At 60.2% G+C, this 12589-nt stretch carries 12 protein-coding genes and 1 pseudogene; 6 read left to right on the top strand and 7 right to left on the bottom strand.

The genetic code is table 11. The annotated features are described in order from the left end of the window. Window positions 1-19: 19 nt before the first annotated feature. Window positions 20-643 (top strand): PrsW family glutamic-type intramembrane protease, encoded by a 624-nt coding sequence (locus tag CVS29_RS07970; protein WP_110105803.1) that lies wholly within the window; start codon window positions 20-22, stop codon window positions 641-643. Between the two features lie 92 nt (window positions 644-735). Here CVS29_RS07970 and CVS29_RS07965 read toward each other — a convergent pair. Together CVS29_RS07965 and serS are read right to left on the bottom strand one after the other, a co-directional pair. Continuing rightward, window positions 736-1585, bottom strand: a pseudogene (locus CVS29_RS07965) (HAD family hydrolase). A gap of 137 nt (window positions 1586-1722) precedes the next feature. Beyond that, the gene (gene serS / locus CVS29_RS07960) at window positions 1723-3000 is read right to left on the bottom strand and encodes a serine--tRNA ligase (RefSeq protein WP_110105802.1); all 1278 of its coding nucleotides are present in this window, start codon (window positions 2998-3000) and stop codon (window positions 1723-1725) included. Between the two features lie 51 nt (window positions 3001-3051). Here serS and CVS29_RS07955 point away from each other — a divergent pair, with 51 nt between their 5' ends. After that, complete coding sequence (locus tag CVS29_RS07955; protein ID WP_110105801.1) at window positions 3052-4119, top strand: diacylglycerol/lipid kinase family protein; 1068 nt, start codon at window positions 3052-3054, stop codon at window positions 4117-4119. 72 nt (window positions 4120-4191) lie between these two features. On the opposite strand, the gene CVS29_RS18415 is transcribed toward CVS29_RS07955, so the two are convergent. The 3 genes from CVS29_RS18415 to CVS29_RS07945 all read right to left on the bottom strand — a co-directional run bounded on the left by CVS29_RS18415 (window position 4192) and on the right by CVS29_RS07945 (window position 5784). Beyond that, the gene (locus CVS29_RS18415; protein ID WP_170120924.1) at window positions 4192-4365 is read right to left on the bottom strand and encodes a hypothetical protein; all 174 of its coding nucleotides are present in this window, start codon (window positions 4363-4365) and stop codon (window positions 4192-4194) included. A gap of 123 nt (window positions 4366-4488) precedes the next feature. After that, on the bottom strand, window positions 4489-5427 hold the full coding sequence (gene pheA / locus CVS29_RS07950; protein WP_110105800.1) for a prephenate dehydratase: 939 nt from the start codon (window positions 5425-5427) through the stop codon (window positions 4489-4491). Window positions 5428-5457: 30 nt separating this feature from the next. After that, window positions 5458-5784, bottom strand: a complete 327-nt coding sequence (locus tag CVS29_RS07945) for a rhodanese-like domain-containing protein (protein ID WP_110105799.1) — start codon at window positions 5782-5784, stop codon at window positions 5458-5460. 237 nt (window positions 5785-6021) lie between these two features. Here CVS29_RS07945 and CVS29_RS07940 point away from each other — a divergent pair, with 237 nt between their 5' ends. Further along, window positions 6022-7419 (top strand): peptide MFS transporter, encoded by a 1398-nt coding sequence (locus tag CVS29_RS07940; protein WP_110105940.1) that lies wholly within the window; start codon window positions 6022-6024, stop codon window positions 7417-7419. Between the two features lie 89 nt (window positions 7420-7508). Here the strand turns inward: CVS29_RS07940 and CVS29_RS07935 are convergent, their stop codons facing one another. Then, window positions 7509-8009, bottom strand: coding sequence for a DUF4190 domain-containing protein (locus CVS29_RS07935; RefSeq protein ID WP_110105798.1), 501 nt, complete (start codon window positions 8007-8009; stop codon window positions 7509-7511). Between the two features lie 166 nt (window positions 8010-8175). On the opposite strand from CVS29_RS07935, the gene pgm reads away from it, so the two are divergent. Beyond that, a complete protein-coding gene (gene pgm / locus CVS29_RS07930) occupies window positions 8176-9819 on the top strand; it encodes a phosphoglucomutase (alpha-D-glucose-1,6-bisphosphate-dependent) (RefSeq protein WP_110105797.1) in 1644 nt (547 codons plus the stop codon). Window positions 9820-9909: 90 nt separating this feature from the next. Here pgm and CVS29_RS07925 read toward each other — a convergent pair whose 3' ends face one another. Continuing rightward, window positions 9910-10839: a cation diffusion facilitator family transporter gene (locus tag CVS29_RS07925; protein ID WP_110105796.1), complete on the bottom strand. Its 930-nt coding sequence runs from the start codon at window positions 10837-10839 to the stop codon at window positions 9910-9912. A gap of 53 nt (window positions 10840-10892) precedes the next feature. Between CVS29_RS07925 and CVS29_RS07920 the strand changes: the two genes are divergently transcribed. Then, window positions 10893-11204, top strand: coding sequence for an ArsR/SmtB family transcription factor (locus CVS29_RS07920; protein ID WP_110105795.1), 312 nt, complete (start codon window positions 10893-10895; stop codon window positions 11202-11204). A 68-nt stretch (window positions 11205-11272) separates the two neighbouring features. Further along, window positions 11273-12586, top strand: a complete 1314-nt coding sequence (locus CVS29_RS07915) for a uracil-xanthine permease family protein (protein ID WP_110105794.1) — start codon at window positions 11273-11275, stop codon at window positions 12584-12586. Window positions 12587-12589: the final 3 nt, after the last annotated feature.

The following is a 12589-nucleotide window of genomic DNA, read 5'->3' as shown; positions in this document are numbered from 1 at the left end:
CCTCTTTGTGTTGGAACGCATGGTAGGAAACACCACAACCCTCAGGGTCATTTTGGCATTTGTGGTGGGCGGGATTTGCGGGGTTCTCGGCGCGTCCCTGCTCGAAGCGGACCTGGCCAACAACCTCTTCACCTATGTGTCCGTGGGGTTCATTGAGGAACTGGTCAAGGGCATCGTCCTGATCGTGATCGGCTGGCGGGTCATCCCCAAATCTGCCAGCCAGGGTGCTCTTCTGGGAGCCGCGGTTGGCGCAGGTTTTGCCGCTTTCGAATCCGCCGGCTACGCCTTCAACGCTGTCATTACAACCCAGGGTCTGGACCTCATCACCTTGCTTCAGACTGAGGCATTACGTGCCATCCTGACACCTGTGGGCCACGTGTTGTGGACTGCCATCCTCGGCGCTGTCCTGTTCGGCGCAGCCCGCGGGCGCACACATTTCCGGTTCCGCTTCAGCATCTTCTACGCCTACGTGGCAGTAGCCCTCTTGCACGGCTTGTGGGATTCCATGAGCGGTATCGGCGCCATTGTGGCCTTGTTGCTAACCGGAACCACCATCGCGGACATGCGCTTCGGTTTCATCCCGGCAGGTTCTGAACAGGCCGCGGCGTCTTTAGCCACCGTGCCTGCTGCAGAAGGCGAGTGAGCGTTGGGCAAAAACGCACCGATGCTGCGGGAGCGTTCTTGTTTGGAGGCCCGGAAGTAACCGAGCCATTCGAAACTGGGCGGAACTGTTTCTTAGGCGAGAAGGGAGCGTAAGATCGCGGCAGCACCGTCGTCGTACACGGAAGCTGTGACCTCATCAGCAACAGCCTTGACCTCATCGATGGCTTGGCCCATGGCCACGCCTCGGGCCGCCCAACGGAGCATTTCAATGTCATTGGAGCCGTCGCCCACAGCCACTGTCAGTCCCTGTTCAACGCCCAATCTGGAGCGCAGCACCTCAAGAGCGGAGGCCTTGGTGACACCGGAAGCGGCAATGTCCAGCCAGGCACTCCAGCCGATTGCATAGGTGACCCCGTGCAGGCCGGCAGCCGTAATGGCGGCCGCGAAATCCTCCGTACTGGCCTCGGCGCTATTGACCACAACCCGGACGGCCTTGGCCGCCAACAAGTGCTGAAAATCCACGCCTCGGGCTTCAATACCAAAGCTGGCATCCTGAAAACGGGAGGTTGCCAGGAAGTTCCCGTCGGCATCTTCTAGTGCAAACCGGGCGCCAGGCACCTTATCCCGCAAGGCGTTCAGGGCAGGGGCCGGATCAAAGGTCACCCGCTCAATGACCTCATACCCGTTAGCAAGGTCAGGGTCCAGGCGGATACTCACCCCGCCGTTGGAACACACCCCAAATCCGCGGCGCATCCCTTATTGCCTCCACTATGGGCAGCAGAGCGCCCAAGGATCGGCCCGTGGCGAGGATAACGTGATGCCCGGCGTCGACCACGGCCTGGGCGGCCGCGCGCACACCATCGCTCATGAGCCCGTCGTGATCAACCAAGGTGCCGTCAATATCTAGGGCTACTAGATACTTTGTTACTTCTTCACTCCGGTCATCGATGCCGGAAATTACGCTATTTACTGTCATTGTCATACCCCCAAGTCAAACAGATGGGGCTGAGAAAAACACACTCAGTGACTGTTAAAGCCGTGAACACCGGGTAAATACTCACAACCCTATGCACAGTGTGAGTATTTACCCGGTGTTCTTTACAGCAAAGATTCCGGCAGTTACAGGACGGGGAAAACTTCCAAGCCGCCCATGTACTTGCGCAGGGCCACCGGGACGTTGACAGAGCCATCCGCGTTCTGGTGATGCTCCAAAATGGCCACAATCCACCGCGTGGTAGCGAGCGTGCCGTTGAGTGTGGCAACAGCGCGGGTGCCACCCTTACCGCCGTCGTCCGCGGTTTGACGCTCACGGATGTTCAACCGGCGCGCCTGGAACGTGGTGCAGTTGGAGGTGGACGTCAGCTCACGGTAGGCGTCCTGGGTGGGAACCCACGCCTCACAATCGAACTTGCGGGCGGCGGACATGCCCAGGTCACCGGCTGCCGTGTCAATGACACGGTAAGGCAGTTCCACCTTGGCCAGCATTTCCTCTTCCCAGGCGAGCAGGCGCTGGTGTTCCTCGGCAGCCTTTTCAACCGTGGTGTAAACAAACATTTCCACCTTGTTGAACTGATGCACGCGGATGATCCCGCGGGTGTCCTTACCGTGCGAGCCGGCCTCACGGCGGTAGCAGGAGGACCAGCCGGCATAGCGGACGGGTTGTTCAACGTTGATGATCTCATTGCCATGGTAGCCGGCCAGGGCCACCTCGGAGGTGCCCACCAGGTACAGATTGTCCTCGGCAAGGCGGTAAATTTCGGCGTCGTGCTCCACATCGAAGCCGGTTCCGGCCATCGTCTCGGGCAACACCAAGGTGGGGGTGATCATGGGTGTGAACCCGGCTTCGATGGCCTGGTCCATGGCCATCTGCAGCAGCGCCATTTCAAGGCGCGCACCAACACCCTTGAGGAAGTAGAAGCGGGATCCGGAGACCTTGGCGCCACGTTCCATGTCGATCGCACCGATCAACTCACCAATTTCCAGGTGGTCACGCGGGGTGAAGTCGGGGAATTCGCGCGGCGTGCCCACCGTTTTGAGAACAACAAAGTCATCTTCGCCGCCCTCGGGGACGCCGTCAGTGACAAGGTTGGCCATGCTCCGTACCAGCGTGTCCTGTTCGGCGCTGGCTGCCTCGGCTGTTGCTGAGGCCGCCTTGACGGCTACCGCCAACTCCTTGACTTCGGCCAGCAGGGCTTGTTTTTCTTCGCCCTTTGCCTTGGCTACCTTCTTTCCGAAGGCATTTTGCTCGGCGCGCAGGGCCTCAAAAGAGGTGATCGCGGACTTGCGGGAGCGCTCCGCGGCGATGATGGAGTCCACCACAGACGGTTCGGCACCACGGGCACGCTGGCTGGCACGGTAAATTTCGGGATTTTCGCAGAGGTCTCGTACATCGATCACGTCCTAAGCTTATCCAATCAATGCAACTTCAACCGCTATGGTTAGACAATCATGCCTACCGAACTTCTTGTAGCCCTCATTGTGGTCATCATTGTGCTTGCTTCCGGCGCCAGCTGGCTCGGTGTGCGCAAGCTCGCCCAAAAGCACACCCGCAGTGCCGTGGCAGATTCTCCGCACAAAATCAATCTGGCCAAGCAGCAAGTTGTTTTTATCTACAACCCCACCAAAAACGGTTCCGACGCGGCGAAAACCCTCATCAGTCGCTCGGTGTCCATGGCTGGCTGGCCGGAGCCCCTCTTGATGGAGACCACCGCGGAGGACCCTGGTTTCTCCATGGCTGCGGCTGCGCTGGAAGCCAAGGCCGACGTCGTTATTGTGGGCGGCGGCGACGGTACGGTACGCGCAGTGGGCCAGACCCTGCGACACACTGAGATTCCCCTTGGCATCATTCCCTTGGGCACCGGGAATCTTCTTGCCCGCAATCTGAGCCTTGATGTCACTGATATTGCAGGGTGTGTCCAGATAGCTCTCTTTGGCCACCAGCGCCACATTGATGCCGGGCTGATGGAGCTCGAGGACGGCATCACAGGCGCTATTTCAAAACATTCCTTCATGGTCATTGCCGGTTTGGGCATGGACGCAGATGTCATGAATGACACCAATTCCAAGCTCAAGGAGCATGTGGGCTGGTTAGCCTACAGCGAGGCTGGGCTGCGTCATTTGGCCGGACGGCGCAAGAAGATCAGCATCACTCTCGATGATGAGCCCGCCCAACAGCGCAAGGTCCGTTCGGTATTGTTCGCCAATTGTGGCCTGTTGCCGGGCGGCATTGACTTTGTGCCCGGGGCCTTAATTGACGACGGCGTTCTGGACGTTGTTGTGATCAGCCCGCGCAGCGCTTTCGGCTGGCTGGCGATGGCCGGAAAAGTGGTGTTTCAGCACAAGAACCACCTGCCGGTCATCAATTTTTACCGCTCCCGGAACCTGACCATTCGCACGGTCCTGCCGGTGGAGACCCAGATCGATGGAGACCCGTCCGGGCCTGCGACAGCCGTCAAGGTCAGTGTTGAGCCCAAGGCCGTGCTGGTCCGGGTCGCTGCACCCAACGGCCCGGCCTAGCCCGCTGGGGGTTCAGCCGGCACACCAGCCTGATTTGGGCCTAGTCGGTTTCGGGCCTAGTCGGTTTCGGGCCTAGTCGGTTTCTGGCCGGTGCGATTGTTCTTGGATGAGGCGTTGCTCTTCATCGAAGCGCAACTCGTTGGCGTCATCACCCTCGTCACCAACTGATGTGTCCTTGCCGGTATTTTTACCCGGGTTCACAATGTTGCCGTCCTGGCGATTATTTTGCTCTGCATGCTGATCCATGATTGACGCGCCTCTTCCCTGGTGGGAGCAACTTCTTTCCATCTCCTGCAAGTGATCTTGTGGAGATAGGCCAAGCATAGACTTGCCGGTCCTTGTCCGAAAGGGATGCGCCGGTGGCAGATACTAGCGGAGGGCCTGGACCCAGTGTGCGGCGTCCTCAAAGGCCGTATCCGAGTTGTAGGGGCGAATCAATGGCGGCTGTTTGTCGGCGCGCGGATAGGACCCCAGGAAACGAATTTCAGCGGTTACCCGGTGCAGGCCCCGCAGCGCATCGGCCACGCGAGCATCACGGATGTGCCCCTCCAAATCAACACTGAAAACATAGTGCCCCAAAAATTGTCCCGTGGGCCGGGACTCAATGCGGCTCAGGTTCACACCGCGGCTGGCAAATTGCTCCAGCAGAGCCATCAAGGCGCCCGGGTGGTCATCAGGCTGGGCAATGGACAGCGTGGTCCTGTCAGCGCCTGTGGGCTCCGGCAAAGATCCAGGACGTGCCACCAGGACAAACCGGGTCACGGCGCCCATGTTGTCCTCAATGCCTGCGGCGAGGATGTTGAGCCCCGTTTGCTCTGCCACCAGCGGAGCGCACACCGCAGCTTGGAACGCATCCGTACCCTCCAGCAGCGAGTGGGCGGCAGCCGCCGTCGAATTTGCTGGCACATGCGAGGCAAGTGGCAGGTGTTCGCCAAACCATTCCCGTGTCTGCGCCCAGGCATGCGGATGCGTGCCCACGGAGCTGATGTTCGCCAACTCCACCCCGGCCGGCGCCACCAGGACGAAGCTGACGGGGACCACTACTTCATGAATGATCCGCAACTCCATTCCCTTGGAGATGGCATCCAGCGTGGCCGGAACACCGCCTTCAATGGAATTCTCAATGGGCAGCATGGCAGCAAAAGCTTCACCGGCGCGCACCTTGGCGAGGGCGGCCGCAGCATTGGTTGACGGGATCCGTAGCATCGCACCAGCGCCCGGAACCTGTAGCAGGGCAGCCTCGGTAAAGGTTCCTTCCGGCCCAAGAAAGGTCAGGGGCAAGCTGGAGTCAAAGGGCGCGTCTGTCATGGGGGGCCTGTCGTTGATGGGGGAAGGGAGTTAGAGCACGCGCGGGGCTTGATCGTTGGTGGAAACCATGGGCTTGTCTGCCTCAAACCAGGCACCCATGCCGCCAATGACGTTGAAGGCGCTGTAACCGTTTTGCACCAGCCAGGTGGTGGCCCTAAAGGATCGTCCGCCAGTGCGGCAAATGACGTTGACGTCAACGTCAGGGTCCAGCTCCTCAAATCTGGCCGGCAACTGCTCCAACGGGATGTGCAGGGCACCGTCCACATGGCCGGCTTCCCACTCGTAGTCTTCGCGGACATCCAGGATCACAGCATCCCCGCCCAGATCGGCGACCGTTACGTTCATGATGTCTGACATGTGATTCTCTCCTTGAAAATAAAAGCCAATACTAACTAAGCCTAGCTCCCGAGCTGCCCTCTATGAGCGCAACGAACACCCGGGAGGGAGCTGCTAACTAATATGCACACAATTGCAAATATGACGTAACGCGTCTCGAGTGCGAAAATTGAAGATGTGAGCTCACAAAACAGCCCCGCCGATCAGGCAACGGCTCCCCCCAAGAATCCTGACACCGCATTTTTTGGCCAGCCAAAGATGCTGCTGAACCTCTTCAGCGTCGAGCTGTGGGAAAGGTTCTCCTTCTACGGTATGCAAGGAATTCTTGCCTACTACATGTACTACTCAATCACCCAGGGCGGCCTGGGTATTGACCAGCCCACCGCGTTGGGGATTGTTGGCGCGTACGGTGGCGGCGTTTACCTTTCCACCATCCTCGGTGCGTGGGTGGCTGACCGCCTCATGGGTTCGGAAAAGGTGCTGTTCTACAGTGCCATCATGATCATGGCCGGTCACCTCTCCCTTGCACTGGTTCCGGGTGCCGCGGGCCTGGCTCTGGGTTTGATTCTCATTGGCGTGGGCTCCGGTGGTTTGAAGGCCAACGCCACCGCCCTAGTGGGCAGCCTCTACGCCAAGGACGATAACCGCCGCGATGCTGGTTTCTCCATCTTCTACATGGGCATCAACATTGGTGGACTCATTGGCCCTCTGGCCACAGGTTGGTTGCAGGTCACATACGGCTTCCACGTTGGTTTCGCCGCAGCGGCTGTGGGTATGGCCTTCGGTCTGCTCCAGTACGGTCTGACACGCAAGAACCTGCCCCAATCCGCCCACGAGATCCCGAACCCGCTCCCCCGCGCACAGTACGGCAAATTTATTGCCCTGGCAGTCGGTGGCGTGGCACTGGTCGTGGTTGCTGTGACCTTGAAGCTCATCACGGCAGAAAACCTCAAGTGGGTCATTGTTGCCGTGGTTATTGTGGCCGCGGTTGCTTACTTTGCCGTCATCCTGGCCAATAAGACGGTCACCGGCCTCGAGCGCAGCCGCGTGTTCTCCTTCATCCCGCTGTTCTTGGCGAGCGCCGTATTCTGGTCGCTCTTCCAGCAGCAGTTCACCGTGATTGCCCTCTACTCTGACCAGCGCCTGGACCGAACCATCCTCGGCTGGGAAATTCCGGCGAGCTGGGTTTCCTCGATCAACCCGGTGTTTATTATCATCCTGGCTGGCGTGTTTGCCGCGCTGTGGACCAAATGGGGTGACCGCCAGCCTGGCACACCCGTGAAATTCTCCGTGGCACTGGTTGTCATGGGACTGGCGTACCTGTCCTTCATTCCGTTTGCCGGCATGGCTATGGTGCCGATGCTGGCCATAGTGTTCATCCTGCTGCTCTTCACGGTGGCCGAGCTCATGCTTTCCCCCGTAGGTCTCTCGCTGGCCACCAAGCTGGCACCGGCGGCCTTCCAGACGCAGATGGTGGCGTTGTTCTTCCTCTCCGTCGCACTCGGCACGGCCATGTCCGGGGTGCTTGCTCAGTGGTACAACCCCGCTAATGAGACCCCGTACTTCCTAGCGATCGGTCTAGTGTCCATTGCCTTCGGCGCCGCCTTGTTCCTGGCCAAGAAGCCCATCAAGAAGTTGATGGCCGGGGTCCGGTAGCCCTCAAGCACTCCTGCGTTAAAGCACATGAGGCGGCACTGACCTTTGCTCGAAAAGGTCCGTGCCGCCTCATGTACTTTGGCAGATTATTAGTAGGAGTATGAGGAGGAGGAACCAACGGCCACCATCAGGACCACCCACAGCCCAACAATGAGGCCGTAACCCACCAGGGCCAGGTAGTTTGTCACCAGACCCGTGATAGCGAATCCACGGCCCTGGGGACTTTCCTGCTTGAGGCCCTTGTGTCCTAAGATGACGCCCACAATTTGCGGGACAATGAAGATGCCGAGCATGAAGATTGAGACCAGCCCAATGACCATGCTCGCCACGCTCAATCCCTTGGGCCCATAATTTCCGGGGTAGCCAGGGCCGCCTTGATAGTAGGCGGGGGCGTTGAACTGTGGCGGCTGCTGAAACTGCGGCTGGGCGTACTGCTCCTGCTGCGCCGGCTGGGCGTAGTTCGGTTGCGCATAGTTCGGCTGCGCATAGTTCGGCTGTTCCTGCTGGGCCGGAGGAATGTACGGGGGAACCGGTGGGGCGTAGTAGCCCGGGGGCACGTATGGCTGCGGCTGATCCGGCTGGTTGGACACTTTTTTCTCCTACAGGATGTGTGCCCGCCATGGCACAAATTTATAACTGGTATTGACCTCCATGGTAGTCCAGCAGCCATCGTCACCCTAGAAACGGCACTCCTTTTGTAGTTCACACTCTGGGCAACGCGTGCCATACGGGGTTCGGCTCTGTCATGCTGTGTTCATGGCTAGCCGCGCGGGCACTCTTGCCCTTCCCCAAGACCTTGTTGACATCACTGCTTTGATGGATGCGTACTACGATCTGTTGCCGGACCTCAGCGATCCGGGGCAGCGGGTTGCCTTTGGCACCTCCGGACACCGCGGCAGCTCGTTGAAGGCATCCTTCAACGAGGGCCATATTGCCGCTATCACGCAAGCTATTGTGGAATACCGTGCCGGCCAGGGCATCACCGGCCCCTTGTTCATGGGCAAGGACACCCACGCCTTGAGTGAGCCTGCACAGAACACCGCCCTTGAGGTGTTGGCTGGCAACGGCGTACAGGTTTTGATCGACGCACGCCACGGCTACACACCGACCCCTGCTGTTTCGCACGCCATCCTCTCCTACAACTTGGGCCGCACTGATGCTTTGGCCGACGGCATTGTGGTGACCCCGTCCCACAATCCGCCTGGCGACGGAGGCTTTAAGTACAACCCCCCGCACGGCGGCCCGGCCGATTCCGACGCGACAGGCTGGATCGCCAACCGTGCCAATGCGCTGCTGGAGGACGGGTTGCGCGGTGTGCGCCGAGTGCCCTTCACCGAGGCTCTGGCCGCGGCCACCACGGGGAAGTTCGATTTCCTCTCCGGCTACGTGGATGATCTGCCCTCCGTACTGAATCTGGATGCCATCCGGTCCGCGGGCGTGCGCATCGGGGCGGACCCCATGGGCGGCGCCTCCGTTGATTACTGGGGTGAAATTGGTGAGCGCCACCACTTGGACCTGACAGTGGTGAACCCCCTTGTGGACCCGCAGTGGGCCTTCATGACCCTGGACTGGGATGAGAAGATCCGCATGGACTGCTCATCGCCGTCGGCCATGGCCTCCTTGATCAACAAGCTTGCGGCCGGGGCACCTTATGACATTGCCACCGGTAACGACGCCGACGCCGACCGCCATGGCATCGTCACCCCGGATGCGGGGCTCATGAACCCGAACCACTACCTGGCCGTGGCCATCCAATACCTCTACACGCACCGCACCCAGTGGCCCGCAACAGCCGGGGTTGGCAAGACACTGGTGTCCTCCTCCATCATTGACCGGGTAGCTGCGGATCTTGGCCGCCAACTCGTCGAGGTGCCCGTCGGCTTCAAGTGGTTTGTGCCCGGACTACTCTCCGGCGAGGGCGTCTTTGGCGGCGAGGAGTCCGCTGGCGCATCGTTTGTAAAGAAGGACGGATCTGTCTGGACCACGGACAAGGACGGCATCCTGCTGGCACTGCTCGCCTCGGAAATCACCGCCGTCACCGGCAAGTCTCCCTCGGTTCATTATGGTGAGCTGACAGACCGCTTCGGGGCGCCGTCGTACGCGCGCATTGACGCGGCCGCCACCCGTGAGCAAAAAGCTGCGTTGGGTAAGCTCTCCGCTGCGGACGTTTCCGCCACCACCTTGGCCGGGGAAACCATCACGGCCAAGCTGACCGAGGCGCCCGGCAACGGGGCGGCAATTGGCGGGTTGAAGGTCACCACCGAAAACGCCTGGTTCGCGGCCCGCCCCTCAGGCACCGAGGACGTCTACAAGATCTACGCCGAATCCTTCAAGGGTCCCGAGCACTTGGCACAGGTGCAGGCAGAGGCGAAGGCGCTCGTGGACGGCGTCATCTCCTAGCCTCGGCGGAAGTTTCGCGCCCGCCTCCCGAAAATGCGCCCCGCAGACGGGGCGCATTTTCGGGAGGCGGGCGCATTTTTCATGTCTCTCTTAGTGATGGGCGCCGAGTTCGTGTTCTGCGTGACTCGCGGTCTCCAGCTGGAAGGTGGAATGTTCAATGCTGAGAGCAAAGTGCCCGGCTACACAACTTTGCAGGGCGTCGAGCATCTGAGGTGCGTGCCCGTCATGGAAGCATTCATCGTCCACCACCACGTGGGCCGAGAGAATGGGCAGACCCGTTGCGATCTGGCTGGCGTGCAGATCGTGCACGCTGCGCACGTGGTCAATGCCGAGAATGTGCTCGCGGACTTCGTCCAGGTCCAGTCCGGACGGCGTCGATTCCAGCAGCACGTGGACTGTCTCCAGCAGCAACTTCACGGTGCGCGGCAGGATCAGGGCGCCAATCAGCATGGCAACAAGGGCGTCGGCCTGCATCCAACCAGTGGTGGCGATGATGATCGCGGCCACAATCACGGCCACCGAGCCGAGCGCATCGTTGACCACCTCAAGGAACGCGGCTCTCATGTTGAAGTTCTTGTTGCGCCCGCCCATCAGCACAAACATGGAGACAATGTTGCCCAAGAGGCCGATGGCTCCGAATACAATCATTTCCTTGGAGGCAATCTCCGTGGGATTAAAGAGCCTCTGAATGCCTTCCACCAACACCACAAGTCCGACGGCGAGAAGCACCGCGGCTTGCGCTGTGGCCGCCAGTACCTCGGCACGGGCAAAGCCCCACGTGCGCCTGCTGTTAGCTGGCCGCACCATCAACCGTGCAGCCAATAGCGCCATGGCCAGCCCCCCGGCATCGGTGAGCACATGCGCTGAATCGAAAAGCAGGGCCAGCGAACCAGTGATAATGGAACCGATCACTTGGACAACAAAGACCACCAGCGTGATCCCCAAAGCCACAGCAATGCGGCCATGGTGACTTTCGCCGGGAGCCCCAGCATGGGAGTGGGAATGATTGTGACCAGACATGCTCTAATAGTACAGTCAACGCTGAATTCACCAAATGCTGTATGATATTGAGAATGAAGCCCATTAGCAACGCAGCAGTGCTGGCCCGTTTTGGCTATGCACTCTCCGACCCCACCCGGGCCGAAATCTTGATCAGCTTGGCCAGGGAACCGCAGTATCCCGCAGACCTGGCGAAGCGCTTGGACGTTTCCCGCCAGAAAATGTCCAACCACCTCTCCTGCCTGCGTGAATGCGGCCTGGCCGTTGCAGTAGCAGAAGGCCGGCGATCCCGGTATGAGCTAGCCCACCCGGACTTGGCCCACGCACTGAACGATCTCCTCGGCGTCGTACTTCTGGCCAACGAGGGACACATCCCGCACCCCTAAGCCCCGCGCCTCCTATATTCTTATCTGCGGACCGGATACTTAAGCCCGGCACAAACAGAGAGAAAAAGATGAGTTTGCTGGGCACAAAATGGAGCGTTCACGGCGATGGCAAGTCCATCACTCCAGGGCAGGTTGTCACTCCTGATGAGCGGCTAAGTTGGCCCCTCACCATCGGCATAGGCTTACAGCACGTGGTGGCCATGTTCGGCGCCACCTTCTTGGTGCCCCTGATCACCGGCATGCCCCCTGCCACCACACTGTTCTTCTCCGGCATCGGCACCTTGCTGTTCCTGGTCATGACCCGGGGCCGTGTGCCCAGTTACCTTGGCTCAAGCTTCGCCTTCATTGCCCCCATCATGGCCTCCCAACAGCAATTTGGCGTGTCCGGAGCACTGGGAGGCGTTGTGGTGGCCGGCGTGACACTGGCCCTCTTGGGGTTGATTGTGCAAAAGTTCGGTGCGGAGTGGATCAACCGCCTCATGCCCGCCCCGGTGACGGGAACTATTGTTGCCCTGATCGGCTTGAATCTGGCACCGGCGGCTCGCGGCAACTTTGAGCAGGCGCCCATCACGGCGCTCGTCACTCTCCTGACCATCATCTTGGTCAGCGTCTTGTTCCGCGGTATTTTGGGCCGTCTGGCCATATTGGTTGGCGTGGTGGTGGGTTACTTGGTGGCCGTGCTGCGCCATGAGGTTGACTTCAGCAAGATGGACTCCGCCGCATGGATTGGCCTGCCCCATTTCCAAACCCCCACGTTCCACTTCGCCGTCCTGGGCCTTTTCATCCCCGTGGTGCTGGTTCTGATTGCCGAGAACATTGGCCATGTGAAGTCTGTGGCACTCATGACCGGTGAGGACCTTGACCCGTACGCTGGGCGGGCCATTATTGCCGACGGCGTTGCCACCACCTTGGCCGGCTTTGGCGGCGGCTCCGGTACCACCACCTATGCAGAAAACATTGGCGTCATGGCGGCCACCAAGGTGTACTCCACCGCCGCCTACTACGTGGCCGGCCTGGCCGCGCTACTGCTGAGCTTCTCCCCCAAGTTCGGTGAACTGATCGCCACCGTCCCCGTGGGCGTATTGGGCGGCGCCGCGACGCTGCTCTACGGCATGATCGGTGTCCTGGGGGTGCGGATTTGGGTGCAGAACAAGGTCAGCTTCTCCAACAACATCAACTTGACCACGGCCGCCGTCGCACTGATTGTGGGCATTGCGAACTTCAGCTGGTCCGTAGGAACCCTCAGCTTTGAGGGCATCGCACTGGGCACGGCCACCGCGTTGATCATTTACCACGGCATGAGCGCCCTGGCGAAGTGGCGCGGCACGGCAAGCGATCCTTTGGAACACGAAGAAGAGCCGGCCCTGAGTAAGGCCCCCTAGCCG

The organism is Arthrobacter psychrochitiniphilus, from assembly GCF_003185915.1.
GTDB classification, from domain to species: domain Bacteria; phylum Actinomycetota; class Actinomycetes; order Actinomycetales; family Micrococcaceae; genus Specibacter; species Specibacter psychrochitiniphilus.
The sequence above is the reverse complement of the archived record's forward strand: the minus strand, read 5'-3'. Positions and strand labels throughout refer to the sequence as shown.